Source organism: Pontibacter fetidus, assembly GCF_010119545.1.
Classification (GTDB): Bacteria; Bacteroidota; Bacteroidia; order Cytophagales; family Hymenobacteraceae; genus Pontibacter; species Pontibacter fetidus.
Window position 1 is genome coordinate 1 of record NZ_JAAEAA010000026.1, and the last position, 18,156, is coordinate 18,156.

An 18,156-nucleotide genomic window follows, 5' to 3' on the forward strand; every position below is an offset into this window, starting at 1 on the left:
CAGCACAACCAAAGAGCAGTTATGCTGTGCCGGGGCTGTACTTCTATGACAACGAGGTAGTAGAGATTGCCAAAAACCTGGAGCCAAGCCCGCGTGGCGAATACGAGATAACCGACGTGAACAAAGAATACCTGCGTCGTGGCAAGCTGAAGGTGGGCATCCTGAACCGCGGCACGGCCTGGCTTGATACGGGAACGATTCAATCGCTGATGCAAGCGGCTACGTTTGTGCAGGTCATAGAAGAGCGGCAGGGCCTGAAGATTGGTTGCATTGAAGAAGTGGCCTGGCGCATGGGCTTTATTTCGGCCGAACAGCTACAGCAGGTAGCAGAACCGCTCCGCAAAAGCGGCTATGGCGAGTATCTATTGAATGTTATAAATTAAAAAAAACTATTATTTTAATTTAGGCGGAAAATTTGATGTTTTTTTAATGCAAATTTCAGGACTAGTTTATTATATATAATTAAAAAGTTATCTTTTCAACAAACCTTTTATTAAGTTCTTATTCTATTTTGCGTAATTTTGGCAAATACCTTATGCGCTCGCCATCTTACCGAAAATGAACAACCGATATACCAGGATCTCTAAGGTATTAAACCTGCTAATTGATTTCCTGATCTTAAACATTTCACTCTACACTGTCTTCTTATTTGATTCAGGAGTTGGGATTGGTGATAGAATCCCGGCTATTTATAGGGGGGATGTGCTTTTACTTAATCTGATCTGGTTTTATTGTGGTAGTATAAACCGGCTTTACGAGGATATATATCGTCGTGATGCTGTACCTACTATACGTATCGCTCTGCGATGCCTTTTGCTATATTTGTTAATAGCGTTACTCTTAAAATTAGCCCTGGTTCAGTTCGACTTTTCGAATAAGTTTATTACACTGTCCTTCCTGTTATTTAGCGTTTTACTTTTGCTTTGGAAAACAGTATTTCTGTTCATTCGGAAACCAACGCGTTGGTCACTAATTAATTATAAAAAAATAGTAATAGTTGGGGCTGGACCATTAGGTAAGGATCTCTATAATCATATTGATCAGCATAGGCAATATGGATATAAGATATCAGGTTTTTTTGATGATAACTTAGATCTTAGATATAATGGTATACCTATTCTAGGAAGAGTAGAAGAATGCCTGGATTTTGTGGAGGAGAATAACATAGCTGAGGTGTATTGTGCTTTACCAGATGTGGCACAGGATAAGATAAAGTACCTGATGCGGGAAACGGATAAGCGTATGATCCGTTTTAAGCTTGTACCCGACGTAAAGGACTACTTTAAAAAGAACTTTATGGTGGAGTTATATGGCCACCTGCCCATACTTACCCCACGTAGGGAGCCTTTGGAAGATAAGGCAAATGAACTGTTAAAACGGGCCTTTGATATTGTATTCTCTTCTTTAGTGATCATTTTCCTGTTAAGTTGGCTGATCCCGTTGATAGCTATCATTATAAAAGTAGATTCGAAAGGGCCTGTGTTTTTTAAGCAATTACGCTCGGGTAAAGACAATAAAGCCTTTTATTGCCTGAAGTTCAGAAGTATGACAGTAAACCATGATGCGGATCACAAACAGGCAAGTCGGGGAGATGCACGAATTACACGAGTTGGAGCTTTTATCAGGAAGACAAGTATAGATGAGTTGCCGCAATTCTTCAATGTACTGATGGGAGATATGTCAGTGGTAGGGCCAAGGCCACATATGCTGAAACATACGTCTGACTATTCTGAACTGATCGAGAAATTTATGGTGCGACATTTCCTGACTCCAGGCATTACGGGTTGGGCGCAAGTGAATGGCCTACGCGGTGAAACAAAAGACCCGGCTTATATGGAAAAGCGCGTAGAAGCTGATATTTGGTACCTAGAGAATTGGTCCTTTTTACTAGACCTGAAAATTGTAGTTCTAACGGTATGGCAGGCAATACGTGGTAGCAAAAATGCGTTTTAATTAAACTTTTGTAGGGGTTTTAACGCTAGTTAAGCGTATCTACTCGTAGGGAATAGAACTATAGTTGAGTTTTGTAATTCACTAATTCCCTAAAATTAATTTCAATTCATGCCTTTTACCTTTTCGCATCCGGCCATCGTGCTGCCTTTACGTTACCTGCCTAAAAAGCATGTGTCCCTGACAGGGCTTATAGTGGGGAGTGTGGTACCGGATTTTGAGAAGTTCATTAATATGGGGCCAGGGAACACATTAAGTCATAACTGGATGGGTGTATTCTTGTTTGACTTGCCGCTTGGTTTATTGCTTTGTTTTTTATTTCACGGTTTAGTCCGTAACCCATTGATTGAGCATTTACCAACCTTTATCAGTAAGCGTTTTCAACATCTAAAGAGCTTTATCTGGATCAGGCATTTTAGACTAAACTACTTGATAGTGATCCTCTCCATTCTTTTTGGGGCTATAACCCATATCGGTTGGGATAGCATGACGCATAAGCAGGGATTAATCGTCCGGCTAATACCTGCCATAACAAATGAAGTAACTATAGTTGGATTTGTTCACCCCATATTTAGTATTCTGGACATACTTAGCACCTTAATCGGCGGGTTATATGTGTTTATAACCATTAGTAACTTACCTGTTAAAGTACAAAGGATGCATAATACCCATTATAAATCTCTGTTCTGGATAATTGTTTTACTAACTGCACTTGCCATTATGTTCATGAGAATTGGAGTTGGATTAAGCCACCTATGGCATTGGGAACTAGTAATCACTTCTATCTCTGCCCTATTAGGAGGAATATTGGTAGCTTCAGTTTTCGTAAAACTAAATCTACTTAAGCTGCTGTGTAAATAGCTAAAAACTATAGTTCAGTCATATCTGATGTGGGATATTATATGCTGTAACAGCTTAAATCTTACTTACCACTTTTATGAATTCATTCTAATTATAGCCCGATTGGACCTAAGTAGTAATAAGCAATTAATCTGTGGCTTTTGGGGTTAAGAGTACATGACCAAGGCCATCTTTCTGTTCATTGAATCTCTTAACTTTACCGACATCCAATCTCTTTTCAGCCTTAGGAAACCTTTTTCGCTGCATTTTCCTTCTTCTCCGAAGCAGAGGTGCTAACTATAGTTTCCAGCTTAAAAAAACGAAAGATAAAACTTATCTTTGCAGCCTTAACTTTAAATTTATGATCTCAGTTGACGCGGTTGCGGTGGAGTTTAATGGCTCTACGCTTTTCAGCAACGTTTCTTTTAATATCAACGAAAATGACCGTATTGCCCTGATGGGTAAGAACGGGGCCGGCAAATCTACACTTCTTAAGATAATTGCAGGAGCCAATAAGCCTACTCGCGGCAAGGTGTCAGCACCGAAAGATGCGGTAATTGCCTACCTGCCACAGCACTTACTAACAGAGGATAAATGCTCGGTATTTGAAGAAGCTTCTAAGGCTTTTTCCAAGGTGCTGGATATGAAAGCACAGATGGATGAATTGAACGCGCAGCTGGAAACACGCACCGATTACGACTCTGACGACTACTATAAACTGATAGAGCAGGTATCGGAACTGGGAGAAAAGTATTACTCTATTGAGGAGATAAATTTTGATGCCGAAGTAGAGAAGACGTTGCTTGGCCTTGGTTTCCTAAGATCAGATTTTGCAAGGCCGACAAGTGAGTTTAGTGGTGGCTGGCGCATGCGTATTGAACTGGCTAAAATTCTCCTTCAGAAACCCGATTTGATTTTGCTGGATGAGCCTACCAATCATATGGACATTGAATCGATTCAGTGGCTGGAGGATTTTTTGGTGAACAATGCGAAGGCGGTAATTGTGATCTCGCACGATAAGACCTTTGTAGATAATATCACGAACCGCACTATTGAAGTGACCATGGGCCGCATTTACGACTATAAGGTAAACTATAGCCAGTATTTGCAGTTACGTAAAGAGCGCCGTGAGCAACAGCAAAAACAGTACGACGACCAACAGAAGGAGATAGCCGAGATACAGGCGTTTATAGACCGCTTTAAAGGCACGTACTCCAAAACCCTGCAGGTGCAATCGCGGGTAAAGATGCTGGAGAAGATGGAAATTATTGAAGTGGATGAAGTAGATACTTCGGCGCTGAATCTGAAGTTTCCGCCGGCGCCGCGTTCTGGTAATTACCCGGTAATTGCCGAAGAACTGACCAAAAAGTATGGCGACCACACGGTGTTTAGTGATGTGTCGCTAACGATTGATCGAGGTGAGAAAATAGCGTTTGTTGGGAAGAATGGCGAAGGTAAATCTACGTTGGTGAAGGCCATCATGGGCGAGATAGACTATAGCGGTAAACTGCAATTGGGTCATAACTGTATGATCGGGTATTTTGCCCAGAACCAGGCATCATTACTGGACGAAGACCTGACTGTTTTCCAGACGATAGATGAGATTGCCGTAGGAGATGCCCGTACCCGGATAAAAGATTTGCTAGGGGCCTTTATGTTCAGTGGCGATACGATAGAGAAGAAGGTAAAAGTGCTTTCGGGTGGGGAGAAAACGCGACTTGCCATGATAAAGCTGTTGTTGCAACCTGTAAACCTGCTGATCCTGGATGAGCCTACCAACCACCTAGACATTAAGACAAAGGATATCCTGAAAGATGCCTTAAAGGCTTTTGATGGTACGCTGATACTGGTATCGCATGATCGCGATTTCCTGGATGGGCTTGCCAATAAAGTGTTTGAGTTTGGTAACAAGCGTATCCGTGAGCACTTCGAGGATATTAATGGTTTCCTGAGAAATAAGAAAATGGAGAACCTACGCGAAATAGAACGAGCAGTTGCTAAATAAGGATACCCCACTTTACAACTATAGCCAACAAAAAAGCTGCCCTGTTATAAGGCAGCTTTTTTGTTAAGTTAAGCTATAAGTAGCTTACTATTTAGTCTTTCTTGTCGTGGTCTTTGTCGTGATCTTTGTCGGCGTCAACGGTTTTAGTACGGGTTGTTGTATCGTAGTCCACTACAGTTTCTGTAACCTCGTATTCAGTAGCTACGGAGTCACGGTCTACTACTACGCTTTCCTCACCTTCCTTATCGGTTGTATTTTCATTTTGTCTTTCGCAGGCAAACATACCCAGCGTACCAAGTACAAACGCTCCTGCAACTATTATCTTTTTCATTTTTCTCATAGTTTAGGTTAACAAAACAGTACAAATTACCTGATGCCAGGCATCAAAGGTTTTGTGCTGCTTTTTGTACGAATTTATAGTTGTAAAGGGTTTATAAATAGAAAGTTATTAATAGGGCGTAATAAATAAAGTGCAAAGCATGAGCTCTTGGCTAGCACAATAGGAGCCTAAGCGCAGAAACATCCAACTGTAGTTTGCTGTTTTTTTAGGATCATAAAAGAAAGCGGTTCATTAACGCTACCATAAAATTTTTGCCGGCTACTTGCAACGCTACACTTGCAGATACAGGTAAAAAGTTTATATTTTTGTAGTAATCCGATGCCGAACATAGCCAGAACTATAAACGCTTACCTAAAATACCCGCTGATGTGGGTTATGCTGCTATGGGCTATCACGTTGCCTGGCCATGAGGTTATCGTGTATGATTTTCTGCTGAAAGTAATTTCCGGGGCACCTGCCGGCACACTTGCCAACTCCAGGGACGCGATAAGCAGGGCAGAAGCACAGAAAATTACAAGCCATGTTTACCTGGAAGCGGCTCCGGCTACTTTTGCAGGTAAGCTGGTGTCGCAGCCGGTGCATTTTATACCCGGCGTATTCAGCCTTTTCGTTAAGCTGCCAAACAGATTTGATAGCCTTCCCTTCATATCTTCTCCTAACAGGGCTTTACACAAGGGGCTGCTCATTGCAGTGCTCCCGAATGCGCCATAGTTTACAGGTTTTTTCAGCAACAGGCATTCAGTAGCAGCTATAGTTACGTTTTATACTTAAGGTAGCCAGCTGCGCCTGCCTTTTTCTCAGTCCGGTTTTCCGGCATACGTTAAATTAACCTGATCCCTTCGCCGGGATAAAGTATTGCATACATGACACATCTTCCAAATTTAATAACCGACCTGGGGCTTATACTTTGCGCGGCAGGTATCACCACCCTGATCTTTAAAAAATTAAAGCAACCACTTGTTTTGGGCTACATTATTGCCGGCTTACTGGTTGGGCCGCATGTAGCCTTATTTCCAACTATCATCGAAACCGAAAACATTACCATCTGGGCTGAAATAGGAGTAATTTTCCTGCTATTTAGCCTGGGGCTGGAGTTCAGTTTTAAAAAGCTTGTAAAAGTAGGCGGCGCATCGTCCGTTATGGCGCTGGTAGAAGTGGTCGTAATGCTGCTGCTTGGCTACCTTACCGGCAAACTGCTTGGCTGGGGCACCATGGACAGCATCTTCCTGGGCGGTATACTTTCCATTTCATCCACCACCATCATCATCCGGGCTTTTGAAGAACTGGGCGTAAAATCGCAGCGCTTTGCCGGTTTGGTTTTCGGGGTACTGATCGTGGAGGACCTGGTAGCTATTTTGCTGATGGTGTTGCTCTCTACGTTGGCTGTAAGCCAGCAGTTTGCAGGTTCTGAAATGCTGGCCGCTGTGCTCAAACTGGGCTTTTTCCTGGTGGTGTGGTTCCTGGCCGGTATCTTCCTTATTCCTACCTTTTTGCGCAAGGCAAGCAAACTAATGAACGACGAAACACTGCTGATCGTGTCGCTGGCGCTTTGTCTGCTGATGGTGATACTGGCAGCTCAGGTTGGTTTCTCACCGGCGCTGGGTGCCTTTATTATGGGTTCTATACTTGCCGAAACTACCAAAGCTGAAAAAATAGAACACCTCATTGCCTCTGTAAAAGACCTTTTCGGAGCCATCTTTTTCGTATCAGTTGGTATCCTTATCAACCCAGAAACAATACTTACTTATGCTGGCCCTATTGCTATCATAACTATAGTTACCCTGGTAGGTAAAGCGCTGAGTATAACCGGTGGCGGGCTGATGGCCGGACAGGGACTAAAGACCTCGGTACAGTCGGGGATGAGCGTTTCGCAGATAGGGGAGTTCTCGTTTATCATTGCCACGCTTGGCCTAACCTTGAAAGTAACCAGCGATTTTCTGTACCCGGTAGCGGTTGCGGTTTCTGCCATTACCACGTTTACCACCCCGTACATGATCCAGCTTTCCACGCCACTGTACAAGTTCCTGGAATCTATACTTCCTGAAAAATGGAAACGCTCGTTGAACGAGTACAGCTCTGGTGCGCAGGCCATAAACACGACCAGCGACTGGAAACTGGTGCTGCGCTCGTATGTCGTAAACCTGGTACTGTATTCGGTTATCCTGGTAGCTATAGTTCTGCTTTCGGCACGTTACTTAAACCCGTTCATCAGCGCTAATTTTATAAATGGTGAGATGGGCACGATTGTAACTACGGCAATTACGCTGGTATTTATGGCGCCTTTCCTGTGGGCATTTGCTGTGTATCATCCGCAGAAAGAGGCACTGGGCAGGCTTTGGGCTAACCGAAATTACCGCAGTTTGCTTATTGTGCTGGAGTTTGTGCGGGTAGCGCTTTCGTTGCTTTTCATTGGTTTCCTGCTCAACCAGTTTTTCCCGGTACAGGTGTCTATAGTTGTGGCGTTGTTTATTATTGCGTTGCTGGTTATTTTCTCTAAAAGGATACAGAAATTTTACGTCCGGATTGAGCATCGCTTTATGACCAACCTGAATGCCCGCGAAATAAAAGCTGCCAGCAAAATGCACCACACCCTTACGCCCTGGGATGTGCACCTGACCAGTTTTGATGTGTCTCCGAAATCGGTAGTGGTTGGCCGTAGTTTGCTGGAACTGCAGGTGCGCGAAAAATATGGCGTGAACATAGCAGTTATAGAGCGTGGCGACCGCACCATAATGGCCCCGACCCGGCAGGAGCTTATTTTCCCGGGAGATAAAATTTATGTGTTTGGGTCAGATGAGCAGATCGAGACATTCCGACAGTTTATTCAGTCGGAAGTGAATTTACAGGGAGAACGGGATAGAGCAGAGGACGTGAAACTGCAGAAACTGGTTGTTTCTGAAGCATCACCGTTGCTGCATACGTCAATCCGGGCGTCTGGCATACGCGAGACAACCAAAGGCCTTATTGTGGGCATTGAACGAAACGGCAAACGCATCCTGAATCCGGAATCAGACCTGGTGTTCCAGGTAAACGACATTATCTGGATAGTGGGCAGCCCGTGGCGCATTAAAGAACTGGAAGCTGTACCAAATGTTATGGCTGGCTGATCTATAAATCAGCGTAAGTTATATAAGATCCACCTTTGCTTTCAATAGCAGGGGTGGATCTATAGTTTAGTGGGCAGCTATAGTTGCTTTTGCATGCGGAGCTTGGCTTCTATGCACCACAGCATTTCATCCAGAAAGCGTTTGGCCCGTTTTTCGGTGGCTTCCTTGTTGGTGGGGTTACCTTCCTCATCGTAGTTCTCCTGCACTTTTGGTACCGGGAACATAGCAGGCACTACCCAGGCCCGTATTTTCCAGAGCGAAAACTGGAGCGAAGTGATAACCTGTGTTCCTCCAAACGAACCATCAGAAACGGTAACTATCCCAATCGGTTTGCGGTGCCAGTCTTCGTACAGCAGGTCTACTACATTTTTGAGGCTGGCCGGGTAGCCTCCGTTATACTCCGGTGTAACTATAAGCACAGCATCTGCAGCCCGTATTTTTTCTGTAAAATCCAGCACCAGCGCGGCCGGGTTTTTCTGGTACTTCAGGCGCTCCTCAAATACCGGGAAGTTATACTTTTTCAGATCCAGTAGCTCAGTGGTTGCCAGTTGCTGCGCTTCTATAAACTTCTGAAAAAACAACGCCACACGATGCGAATTGCGGCCGGTACGCACGCTGGCAGAGAGGATAGCGATGTGGGGCATAACTATAGTTTAGCAGTGTATTTAGTCGGTTGTTCCTTCAACTGCAAATTGTTCCTACAGGTTGTATGATAACAGGTGCAGCGCAGCCGAAGTTTGAAACTATAAACCTGATTTTTCAGAAATTCGCTTTAACTTTCAGGCATGTGCAACCCGTGGCCGTACCTATAGTTTTGCGCCGAAGGAAAATATTGAACAGCACACATATGGATATAGAACAACAGATAAGAACTGTGCAGGTAACCCGGTACGTTACGCCGCTGCGCGAAGGAGGCTCGCTGCCTGCCATTGTAGAGGCCGACGACGAGTTTATGTATGTGTTAAAATTCAGGGGAGCCGGGCAGGGGATTAAGGCCCTGATTGCCGAACTGATATCGGGGGAGATTGCCCGTTTGCTTGGCTTTAGGGTGCCTGAAATTGTGTTTATAGAACTGGACGAAGCCTTTGGCCGCACCGAACCCGACGAAGAGATACAGGACCTGCTGCGTGCCAGTGAAGGGGTAAATCTGGGGCTGCATTACCTGTCCGGGGCCATTACCTTTGATGCGCTGGTAACAACGATAGATGAAACACTGGCCTCGCAGGTGGTTTGGCTGGATAGTTTGATAACCAACGTAGACCGCACGCCGCGCAACACTAACATGCTGATGTGGCACAAACAACTCTGGCTCATCGATCACGGGGCTTCGTTATACTTCCACCATGCGTGGCAGAACTGGGAAGAACAGGCCAAGCGCCCCTTTGCCCAGATAAAAGACCACGTACTACTGCCGCAAGCTACCGAACTGGAAAAAGTAGACGCTGACTTTAAAGCCATACTTACCCCGGAGCGCATCCAAACTATAGTTGACCTCATACCTACAGAGTGGCTCATAACTATAGAATCCCCGTTCGAAACTGCCCAGGAGCACCGACAGGCTTACGCCCAGTTCCTTAACACCCGCATTGCCCATTCAGAAACCTTTATCAGAGAAGCGCAACATGCCAGAAAAGCACTTATTTGAGTACGCCGTTATCCGGGTGGTACCCCGGGTAGAGCGCGAAGAATTTCTGAATGTTGGGGTGATACTGTACTGCCGCGACCAGGGATTTCTGCACACACTTTATACCTTAAACGAGAACCGGTTACTAGCTTTTGCCCCCGACCTGGACTTACAGGAATTACAGGAACGGCTGCACGCGTTTGAGCGCATTTGTTGTGGCCGCAAAGAAGGCGGCAGGATAGGAGCATTAGGGATTGCCGAGCGCTTCCGGTGGTTAACCGCTGCGCGCAGTACCATCGTGCAAACTTCACCGGTGCACCCGGGGTTAACTGCAGATGCCAGCCAAACCCTTGAAAAGCTCTTTCATCAGTTAGTACTATAACTATAGTTCATACATAATATGATACCTGTTTTGCTCTCGCTCGTGGGACACAAGTGAGGGCGGCAGCTTTGAGATCAACTATAGTTCAGATATAAAAACAAAGACCACCCAACTATAACGGGGTGGTCTTTGTTTAGTAGCTACTACTTACCAAAAAGTCATTTGCTGTTATCCTTTCTGGCAAGCAAGCTATAGTTCTAAAGCAATTTTTTTGTTACTGGTTAATTGCCGCCAGCTCTGCTCTTTTCTTCTTCGGCGCCGCTTGTACGCTTGCGCGACGGTGCTACCTGCGACTGACCAAAGCGATAGTTAAAGCTGAGGGTTGCCACCTGCGAATCTCGGGTCTGGTAGAAGTTTTCGGCGTAGCGGCTGGTAGCGGTGGCGCCATTTACTTTGTTGGTGTAAAAGATGTCGCTTACGTTCAGTTTTATGCTTGCCTTTTTGTCCCAAAGCTGCTTCTGCACACCCGCCGACACAAACCAGATAGGGTCTACATCCAGGAAGCCATACGCCTCAGATGTTCTGTATACACCGGTCGCTTCCGCAGACCAGCCCTTCGATAAGTTGAACGTGTTGTTAGAGTTGATGTTAAAGGAAACCTGGCCGTTGTTAAGATCAGTGTTTGCCAGGTTGCCGCGGTACAGGCCATAGTAGGTTGTAACATTATTTACACTGTTAAACCAGTTGCCTACCGAGAAGGGTACCGTAACTGCCAGGGCATAATAATCATAGCGCTCCAGGTTCTCGAATATCTGCTTTACTACTCTTCTTGTGCCTTGTGCATCTTCCTCCTCGTCTGGTTGCAAAACCTGTACAATAGCATCAGAAGTATAACTATAGCTCAGTTTTGTAACAATGCGCTGGTCAAATGTATAGGTAAACTCAAAGTTGTAAGAAGTTTCAGGGGCTAAGTAAGGGTTACCGGCAGAGTAAGTGCTTGGGTCTAAATAGTTTTTAAAAGGGTTAAGCTGGTTGTAAGAGGGTCTGTTAATTCTGCGGCTCAGGGAAAGGCCCAGGTCGTGTTTCTTACTTAAGGCATACCCTACAAAAGCACTCGGGAACAACTGGGTGTAGCTGGTGTCAATTTTACGTTCACTTTCATCAACAATTTCAGACAGCTGCTCGCCTTTTGCATTCGTGTTCTCCAGTCGTAAGCCGGCCTGCATGCTTAGTTTTTCCCATTTTTTAGAAGTGTTCAGGTAAGCGGCATTAATGTTCTCATCATATAAAAAATGGTTGCTTTTGCGGGCATCAAACACGTTGCCGCCGTTGCTTCTGTTATAAAACGCGAGGTTGTTATCGGCACTTACCAGGCTGCTTTTAAAACCGGCATCCAGTTTACCGTTTATACTTTGCAGTGGCTGGGTATAGTCTGCTTTCGCCGATTGTATGGTCAGTTTGCCATCCAGCGTACCATATAACAGATCAGGAGATCTTCTGAGGCTGCCATCCGGATTATAGGTTTTGGTTGTAAAATCCTGCAGGTCGGTGTTCGAATAGTTTACATAATCCAGGTCAGCGGTAACCTCGCGGCCGGTGCTGTCTATAGTATGTTTCAGGTTCAGGTTCAGGGCGTGGTTCTTTCGGTCGTGGCCGGCAATGGCATCTGTAATAAACGTAGAGTCAGCAACACCCTGGTAATTTCTGCCTTCCGAAAAATTATGGTTGTCGCGGTCTATTGCAGTCAGGTAGCCGCTGGCTACAACGCCAACTATAGTTTTAGGGCTTACAAAATAATCGGCACCTACGCGCGCATTGTGGGTGTTAAACTGAAAGTTGAACCTGTTTTTCTGGTCGTAGTTGCCATCAAAGTTTTTGTTCTCGTCATAAAAAGTCCGGAAGATGTCCAGTTGGGTAAAGTCGTCGCGGTACACATAGTTATAGCTGCCAAACAGGTTGAATTTTTTAGTGCGGTTATTCAGCTGTAGCCCTTGGTTGGTTTTAAATTTCTGGCCATACCCAAACGAAGAAGAAATACTACCGTTAGTGCCCAGGCTTTTGTCGCGCTTCAGTTTAATATCGATAATGCCAGAATTGCCAGCTGCATCATACTTCGACGATGGATTTGTGATCAGCTCGATCTTATCTACAGAGTTAGCCGACATACTGCGTAATACATTGGCCAGTTCTGCGCCGGTCATAGGCACTTGTTTTCCGTCTATCATCACAATTACACCGGCGCGGCCGCGCATACTGATGTTGTCGTTCTGGTCTACGGTTACGCCGGGCGCTTTTTCCAGCACTTCCAGGGCGGTGTTGCCAGCTGCCATAATACTGTTCTCCACGTTCAGCACGGTCTTATCCATGTGTTGCTCAATCAGCGGGCGCTGGCCTTCTACCACCACTTCAGCCAGGTTGGTGCTGTTTTGTAGTAAGGTTAAAGGCGCTATTTCCACCGTTCCGGATGTTCCGGATAGTGTAATTTCCTGGCTCATTGTTCGGGCATAGCCTACCATGCTGGCAGCTACCCTATACTTGCCTGCCGCCAATCCGTCAAACCGGTAAGCCCCCGACTCTTCCGATAATGCACCTTTTACCAGCGACGAATCAGCAGCATGTAAGAGCAGCACATTGGCATATCCGACCGCTTTTTTATCGCCGTCCAGCAAACTGCCTTTTATACTTGCCTGCTGTGCGCTCAGATTAGTGAAGGCAAGCAGCAAAAGTGGTAGTAGTAATTTCTTCATAGTTTTAGATTTTGTTTGATGATAGATAGTGTGTCAGGTGATGAAATTTATAGTTTAAAAATGCTGTGAGTTTTGAAATTGGGCATACCAAGGAGCGTGCCATTTTTGTAAGTTATTGATGTATAGGTTTTTGTGTGAAGATGTTAGGTTTAAGAACATTGGTCAGATCCCGTTTGCTGTCTGAAATCGAACAGCGGGGCGTCTGAAAATGAACACCACTTGTTAAGTTGGAGAAGGCTGAATGCATGAGGTTTTTGCAACTATAGTTTTACATACGATAATTTTCGTACATTAAAGACAAAGCTATTGCACGCAGGTTGCACCGAGAATAAAAATTATTTTAAAAGTGGTGAGAACAGGAGGGAAGTACAGAGCCGGATATCCGAAAATTTTAAGAATAGCAAACTATAGTTAAACATAAAAGCCACCCTTTGCAGGATGGCTTTAAAGTATAGCAAACGATAACTTACACGTTACGAGCTACAGGAAAGCATTGAGCAACCTGCTTTCTGGCTGGCCCATTCCGGGCGCGTCTGGAAAAACGCGTCATGCTCGTTGGAGTAGGGTGTTTTCAGGGCTTGCTGTAGTTTCAGGAATAAGTCGTTTTTGCCTTGCTCCAGTTCTTCAATGGCTTGGTGCAGCAGGTAGTTCCGGAGTACAAACCGCGGGTTGGTTTTGCGCATCAACTCCTGCGATGCTGCCCTGGTTATAGTGTTGGTATTCAGGCGCTCCAGGTAATTCGAGATCAGACTATAAAGTTGTTCGCTTTGCTCAGGCGTAAGGTCATCATACAAACTGTCTTTAAAATGCCCGGTTACCTCCTGGGCGCTTGCCATGTACAGCGGCAATTCAATCAGCAACTGGAAAAAGATGGTCATATCAGGTTTGATGGCGGCAAGGGTTTTCTCAAACTGCGTGATCAGGTCTGTGTCCTGGTTCGTTACTTTATCGAGGCCCAGTTTTCGGCCCATCATCTGGTAATACTTTTTCCAGTAAATCTCTTTGTAGGTTTCTAAAGCAGCCAGTAACTGTTCTTTTTCAGCGAGTGGCAACAGTGCGGCTGCCAGGCAACCCAGGTTCCAGTAACCTATAGATGGCTGTTTTCCAAAGGCGTAGCGGCGGCCCGGCAGGTCGGTGGTGTTTGGGGTAAAATCAGGGTCAAAGTCATCTACAAAAGAGTAGGGGCCATAGTCTATCGTTAATCCAAGTACCGACATGTTATCGGTGTTCATAACGCCATGCACAAACCCTACGCGCTGCCATTCTACCATTAAACCTGCGGTACGCTCAACCACTTCTTTAAACCAATCAATCACTTTGTTTTCGCCAGTTATGTGCGGATAATAGCGGTCTATGGTCCAGGTTACCAGTTGCTGCAGATTCTCGGTTTCTTTACGGGCATTCAGGAGTTCAAAATTACCAAACCGCAGAAAACTGGGTGCTACGCGCATAACTATAGCACCGGGCTCGTAAGCTGCGTTTCCGTTGTAAAACATGTCGCGCAGCACGGGTTCGCCGGTTGTTACCAAACTAAGCGCACGCGTAGTAGGCACACCCAGGTAATGCATGGCCTCGCTCATCAGGTACTCCCGCACCGACGAACGCAAAACTGCACGGCCATCTGCCCGGCGCGAGTACGCCGTAGGGCCGGCACCTTTCAACTGCAGCTCATAGGTTTGGCCAGCTATAGTTTCCCACTCGCCCAGGGTTATGGCGCGGCCATCGCCAAGTTGCCCTGCCCAGCTACCAAACTGGTGCCCGGCATAGCAGGCTGCATAAGGGTACATGGTATCAGTTACATAGTTGCCACCTAAAATATCAAGCTCCTGTTGGCCTTCGGGTTTTTGTATGCCAAGTTCTTTTGCCAGCTCCTCAGACCAGGCCAGTAAACTAACCTTTTCTACAGGTGTGGGCATGGCTTTGCTGTATAAAACGCCCGGTGTCTGGCGGGGTGTTACGTTGCCACTATCATCACCCGGGAAGGAAGTTACAAATTCTTTTTTATAGTTCTTTGAGCGAAGGCTCTCCATAGGTTCAGGTTTAGTAAGTGTATTTGCTGCTGCGTATGCTTTAGCTTTCAGTAGTATAGGTTGCAGCCTTTTAACTAACAACTATAGCGCACAAATAGTTGACGGTTGCCGGCATATCTGGTAAGTATAGCTTCCTGTAAGTTTAGGTAAAATGAGTATAACTTTAGAGGCAGCTACATAGTATAGCAGCATAATTCGGTGATAGGTGCCGGTTGGTTTAAACTATATATCTAATGTGCGCCGCCTATCGTATGTAAAATGAACTTATAAAACGCTACGACTACTATGGAAAATAACACATCACAAACAACGCTGGTGAGCCTGATGCATAATCCGTCGCAACTGGCAGATATTTTAAAAGACCCTTCCAGACACGGACTGGACTTTTATAACGGACTCTCGACAAAAGAAAAACAGTATATTTTGTTTGCAGCCGCTGCAGGCCTTATCGGGTATGCCATTTACCTGGGCAAACAAAACGTATAACTACAACATAACAGAAAGATACGGTGCGCATAGCCCGTATCTTTTTACTTTTTGCCTTTCCCCTTTTTTGCCTTGTTTACCTCAGCTTTCAGGTCTTTATATTCCTCGTTGGTAACCGTTACAGTATAGTATACTTCCGTTAAAATGGTAAGGTCGGTATCATAGTCATAGGTAATGGTAAGTGCCAGCTCTTTGTTCGGGTTTAGCACGTATTCCTCACCTACTTTATCATACACCTCAAACTCGTATTCGCCTTCCTCCAACTGCTTGTTTGGGATGCGTGCCAGGCAGTCGCCGGTAATTACAAGCGGTGTATCCAGCTCCACTACCAGGTCAAAGGGCTGGTAATATTTTCCGTCTTTCTTGTGCGTAATGTACTCAACCTTGTCCAGCTGTAGCGCTATGCCGCTGTTATTGCTGTCGCGTTTGGTTTTTATGTCCTGTATGTTGCCTGTTAATCTCATCTGCGTTTTTGTGGTTCTGTGGCTATGGGGCTATCGTTTTAGCTATACCCGTACAAAGATAACAACTATAACTTAGGCACGCAGCTATAGTTATGCCTGGGATGGCAGCATATAAAAAAGAAAAGGCCCGCACAGTGTCAGGCCTTTTCTCCGAAGCTGTTGCACTTCGTATCAAACTATAGTTGTATGCTTATTTGGTATTGCTTTCGGTTCCTTTGTTTCCTTTCTGGCCCAGGTTTGTGCTGGCGTTAGGCTGGTTGTTACGGAACTCTTTATCCGAGCTGTCAGAGCCGCGGCTGGTGGTGGTCAGGTTGGCATTTGGGTCTTGTGGTGTAATGTTGTCGCGGTCACGGTTACCTGATCCGTGTTTGGCGCCACCGCTTTTGCCTTCCTGGCTTGGTTTATTTTCGCCGCGTGTGTTATCTGCTCCGCCGGCTACTCCTTTCGTTTGGGTGCCTTGTCCTAAACCGCTTACGCCCTGTCCTTTTCTCGTATTATTGTCTTCCGGAATGTTTCTGTTATTACTGCTCATCGTTTGTTTTCTTTAAGTTAATGTATGGGTTTGCAAAAGCCCGAACTGCTTCGGGGTATGTGGGTTTACGCAGGAACTGCTGCTTTAGGTTAAGTGTAAGCTGTCGGCAGCCAGTAATTTCAACCTTAAAATGAGATGCTAAGCTTAAGACGAATAAAGAGCGGGCTGATGCTATAGTTGGCAAATTTTATACTTTTTCAACTTTATATATAGTATTTCGTTTATGGCTTTTAAGTAGCAGTATTATAGTTGGTTATGCTGATTTTTTCCTTAAATGTATACTTCAAAAGATCAAACTATGGAAAGAGTTTTAGGTAGTTACAGTCCGCATATTTATGCCTTGCTCCGCATTGTAGCGGGCTTAATGTTTGCCATGCACGGCACACAAAAACTATTTGGCTGGCCCGGCGATGGCAACACGGTAGATATCGCTTCAATGATGGGTGTAGCCGGTATTATTGAGTTAGTAGGTGGCCTTATGATCGCATTTGGTTTCCTGACAAGTATAGCAGCTTTTATTTGTAGCGGCGAAATGGCGGTCGCTTTTTTTATGGCGCATTTTCCGCAGGGGCCAATACCTTTGTTAAACCAGGGCGAACTGGCAGCGTTATACTGTTTTCTGTTCCTGTACATAGCGGCGCGTGGCTCTGGTATCTGGAGTATAGATGCTGCCATGAACCGCGGAACAGTAACCGATGCTGATGCCCGACGTCACCGGATCTGAACATTCTGATTGCTTTATAGTTTGTTTACACACCTGTGCTATAGTTGCTAACCAGCTGTGGTATGGGTCGTAAACGTATATTTTACTAACAAGGCAAACATAGCTATGGCAGAGACGACCTCGGTTAAAAAGACATTTACAATTGGCAACGACCTGACCGTAAACCGGATGGGTTTCGGCGCGATGCGCATTACAGGCGAAGGCATCTGGGGGCCGCCAAAAGACAAAGACGAAGCCATTCGGGTACTGCAGCGAACCGTAGAACTGGGTATTAATTTTATAGATACTGCCGATAGTTACGGACCAAATATTTCGGAGGAACTGATTGCAGAAGCACTTTACCCGTACCCGAAAGACCTGGTAATTGCCACCAAAGGCGGCCTTACCCGCACCGGCCCTAATGTCTGGCCCATTAACGCACACCCCGATTACCTGCAGAAAGCCCTGGAAGGAAGCCTGAAACGACTGAAACAGGACAGAATTGACTTGTACCAGTTGCACCGCGTAGACCCCGAAGTACCTTACGAGAAAACGCTGGAGTTTTTGCAACGCGCCCAGGAAGAAGGACTGGTAAAACACATAGGCCTTTCCGAAGTAACAGTTGACCAGATCAAGAAAGGGCAGCAGTATTTCAACGTAGTTTCGGTACAAAACAAGTATAGTGTCGATTTCAGGACGAAGTGGGAAGATGAGCTGAAGTTTTGTGAAGAACAGGACATGGCCTTTATCCCCTGGAACCCGATAAACGCCGGCAATGTAGGCGCAATCAGCAAACTGGAAGAGATCGGTAAAAAGTACGACGCCAGTGCCCACCAGGTAGCGCTAAGCTGGCTACTGCATCACTCCCCGAACATTCTGCTTATACCGGGCACCTCTAAAGTAAAACACCTGGAAGAAAATTATAAGGCTGCCTCCATTGCCCTTGCAGCAGAAGATATTAAAGAACTGGACCAACTGAAACAATCCGAAAAGTAACGCCGGAAGT

At 45.5% G+C, this 18,156-nt stretch carries 17 protein-coding genes; 11 read left to right on the forward strand and 6 right to left on the reverse strand.

What is annotated here, in order from left to right:
- The 4 genes from GWO68_RS15840 to GWO68_RS15855 all read left to right on the forward strand — a co-directional run.
- A partial coding sequence (locus GWO68_RS15840) for a sugar nucleotidyltransferase (protein ID WP_262887505.1) occupies positions 1-383 on the forward strand: 383 nt, incomplete at its 5' end.
- Positions 384-558: 175 nt separating this feature from the next.
- Positions 559-1,953, forward strand: coding sequence for an undecaprenyl-phosphate glucose phosphotransferase (locus tag GWO68_RS15845; protein WP_162347449.1), 1,395 nt, complete (start codon positions 559-561; stop codon positions 1,951-1,953).
- 108 nt (positions 1,954-2,061) lie between these two features.
- On the forward strand, positions 2,062-2,811 hold the full coding sequence (locus tag GWO68_RS15850) for a DUF4184 family protein (protein ID WP_162347450.1): 750 nt from the start codon (positions 2,062-2,064) through the stop codon (positions 2,809-2,811).
- Positions 2,812-3,151: 340 nt separating this feature from the next.
- Complete coding sequence (locus tag GWO68_RS15855; protein WP_162347451.1) at positions 3,152-4,795, forward strand: ABC-F family ATP-binding cassette domain-containing protein; 1,644 nt, start codon at positions 3,152-3,154, stop codon at positions 4,793-4,795.
- 91 nt (positions 4,796-4,886) lie between these two features.
- On the opposite strand, the gene GWO68_RS15860 is transcribed toward GWO68_RS15855, so the two are convergent.
- Positions 4,887-5,135 carry a hypothetical protein gene (locus GWO68_RS15860; protein ID WP_162347452.1) on the reverse strand — a complete coding sequence of 83 codons (249 nt, stop codon included), beginning with the start codon at positions 5,133-5,135 and terminating at the stop codon, positions 4,887-4,889.
- 318 nt (positions 5,136-5,453) lie between these two features.
- Between GWO68_RS15860 and GWO68_RS15865 the strand changes: the two genes are divergently transcribed.
- Positions 5,454-5,846, forward strand: coding sequence for a hypothetical protein (locus GWO68_RS15865; protein WP_162347453.1), 393 nt, complete (start codon positions 5,454-5,456; stop codon positions 5,844-5,846).
- Between the two features lie 152 nt (positions 5,847-5,998).
- A complete protein-coding gene (locus GWO68_RS15870; RefSeq protein WP_162347454.1) occupies positions 5,999-8,242 on the forward strand; it encodes a cation:proton antiporter in 2,244 nt (747 codons plus the stop codon).
- 77 nt (positions 8,243-8,319) lie between these two features.
- On the opposite strand, the gene GWO68_RS15875 is transcribed toward GWO68_RS15870, so the two are convergent.
- On the reverse strand, positions 8,320-8,886 hold the full coding sequence (locus GWO68_RS15875) for an NADPH-dependent FMN reductase (RefSeq protein WP_162347455.1): 567 nt from the start codon (positions 8,884-8,886) through the stop codon (positions 8,320-8,322).
- Positions 8,887-9,089: 203 nt separating this feature from the next.
- Between GWO68_RS15875 and GWO68_RS15880 the strand changes: the two genes are divergently transcribed.
- Both GWO68_RS15880 and GWO68_RS15885 read left to right on the forward strand, forming a co-directional pair.
- Positions 9,090-9,887 carry a HipA family kinase gene (locus tag GWO68_RS15880; RefSeq protein ID WP_162347495.1) on the forward strand — a complete coding sequence of 266 codons (798 nt, stop codon included), beginning with the start codon at positions 9,090-9,092 and terminating at the stop codon, positions 9,885-9,887.
- On the forward strand, positions 9,865-10,248 hold the full coding sequence (locus tag GWO68_RS15885) for a DUF3037 domain-containing protein (RefSeq protein ID WP_162347456.1): 384 nt from the start codon (positions 9,865-9,867) through the stop codon (positions 10,246-10,248). Before GWO68_RS15880 ends, GWO68_RS15885 begins: the two co-directional genes overlap by 23 nt.
- A gap of 221 nt (positions 10,249-10,469) precedes the next feature.
- On the opposite strand, the gene GWO68_RS15890 is transcribed toward GWO68_RS15885, so the two are convergent.
- Both GWO68_RS15890 and GWO68_RS15895 read right to left on the reverse strand, forming a co-directional pair.
- Entirely contained in the window at positions 10,470-12,935 is a 2,466-nt protein-coding gene (locus tag GWO68_RS15890) for a TonB-dependent receptor (protein ID WP_162347457.1), read from the reverse strand.
- 473 nt (positions 12,936-13,408) lie between these two features.
- Positions 13,409-14,965: a protein adenylyltransferase SelO gene (locus GWO68_RS15895; RefSeq protein WP_162347458.1), complete on the reverse strand. Its 1,557-nt coding sequence runs from the start codon at positions 14,963-14,965 to the stop codon at positions 13,409-13,411.
- 285 nt (positions 14,966-15,250) lie between these two features.
- Here GWO68_RS15895 and GWO68_RS15900 point away from each other — a divergent pair, with 285 nt between their 5' ends.
- Complete coding sequence (locus GWO68_RS15900; RefSeq protein WP_162347459.1) at positions 15,251-15,451, forward strand: hypothetical protein; 201 nt, start codon at positions 15,251-15,253, stop codon at positions 15,449-15,451.
- Positions 15,452-15,495: 44 nt separating this feature from the next.
- On the opposite strand, the gene GWO68_RS15905 is transcribed toward GWO68_RS15900, so the two are convergent.
- Entirely contained in the window at positions 15,496-15,915 is a 420-nt protein-coding gene (locus tag GWO68_RS15905; protein WP_162347460.1) for a hypothetical protein, read from the reverse strand.
- Between the two features lie 190 nt (positions 15,916-16,105).
- Positions 16,106-16,447: a hypothetical protein gene (locus GWO68_RS15910; RefSeq protein ID WP_162347461.1), complete on the reverse strand. Its 342-nt coding sequence runs from the start codon at positions 16,445-16,447 to the stop codon at positions 16,106-16,108.
- A gap of 298 nt (positions 16,448-16,745) precedes the next feature.
- Here GWO68_RS15910 and GWO68_RS15915 point away from each other — a divergent pair, with 298 nt between their 5' ends.
- The gene (locus tag GWO68_RS15915) at positions 16,746-17,171 is read left to right on the forward strand and encodes a DoxX family protein (RefSeq protein WP_162347462.1); all 426 of its coding nucleotides are present in this window, start codon (positions 16,746-16,748) and stop codon (positions 17,169-17,171) included.
- A gap of 105 nt (positions 17,172-17,276) precedes the next feature.
- Positions 17,277-18,146 (forward strand): aldo/keto reductase, encoded by an 870-nt coding sequence (locus tag GWO68_RS15920; RefSeq protein ID WP_162347463.1) that lies wholly within the window; start codon positions 17,277-17,279, stop codon positions 18,144-18,146.
- Positions 18,147-18,156 lie beyond the last annotated feature (10 nt).

Excerpts from the sequence above, each read along its gene's own strand:
- GWO68_RS15845 (WP_162347449.1), top strand. The coding sequence starts at position 559 with ATGAACAACCGATATACCAGGATCTCTAAGGTATTAAACCTGCTAATT.
- GWO68_RS15850 (WP_162347450.1), top strand. The coding sequence starts at position 2,062 with ATGCCTTTTACCTTTTCGCATCCGGCCATCGTGCTGCCTTTACGTTAC.
- GWO68_RS15855 (WP_162347451.1), top strand. The coding sequence starts at position 3,152 with ATGATCTCAGTTGACGCGGTTGCGGTGGAGTTTAATGGCTCTACGCTT.
- GWO68_RS15860 (WP_162347452.1), bottom strand. The coding sequence starts at position 5,135 with ATGAGAAAAATGAAAAAGATAATAGTTGCAGGAGCGTTTGTACTTGGT.
- GWO68_RS15865 (WP_162347453.1), top strand. The coding sequence starts at position 5,454 with ATGCCGAACATAGCCAGAACTATAAACGCTTACCTAAAATACCCGCTG.
- GWO68_RS15870 (WP_162347454.1), top strand. The coding sequence starts at position 5,999 with ATGACACATCTTCCAAATTTAATAACCGACCTGGGGCTTATACTTTGC.
- GWO68_RS15875 (WP_162347455.1), bottom strand. The coding sequence starts at position 8,886 with ATGCCCCACATCGCTATCCTCTCTGCCAGCGTGCGTACCGGCCGCAAT.
- GWO68_RS15880 (WP_162347495.1), top strand. The coding sequence starts at position 9,090 with ATGGATATAGAACAACAGATAAGAACTGTGCAGGTAACCCGGTACGTT.
- GWO68_RS15885 (WP_162347456.1), top strand. The coding sequence starts at position 9,865 with ATGCCAGAAAAGCACTTATTTGAGTACGCCGTTATCCGGGTGGTACCC.
- GWO68_RS15890 (WP_162347457.1), bottom strand. The coding sequence starts at position 12,935 with ATGAAGAAATTACTACTACCACTTTTGCTGCTTGCCTTCACTAATCTG.
- GWO68_RS15895 (WP_162347458.1), bottom strand. The coding sequence starts at position 14,965 with ATGGAGAGCCTTCGCTCAAAGAACTATAAAAAAGAATTTGTAACTTCC.
- GWO68_RS15900 (WP_162347459.1), top strand. The coding sequence starts at position 15,251 with ATGGAAAATAACACATCACAAACAACGCTGGTGAGCCTGATGCATAAT.
- GWO68_RS15905 (WP_162347460.1), bottom strand. The coding sequence starts at position 15,915 with ATGAGATTAACAGGCAACATACAGGACATAAAAACCAAACGCGACAGC.
- GWO68_RS15910 (WP_162347461.1), bottom strand. The coding sequence starts at position 16,447 with ATGAGCAGTAATAACAGAAACATTCCGGAAGACAATAATACGAGAAAA.
- GWO68_RS15915 (WP_162347462.1), top strand. The coding sequence starts at position 16,746 with ATGGAAAGAGTTTTAGGTAGTTACAGTCCGCATATTTATGCCTTGCTC.
- GWO68_RS15920 (WP_162347463.1), top strand. The coding sequence starts at position 17,277 with ATGGCAGAGACGACCTCGGTTAAAAAGACATTTACAATTGGCAACGAC.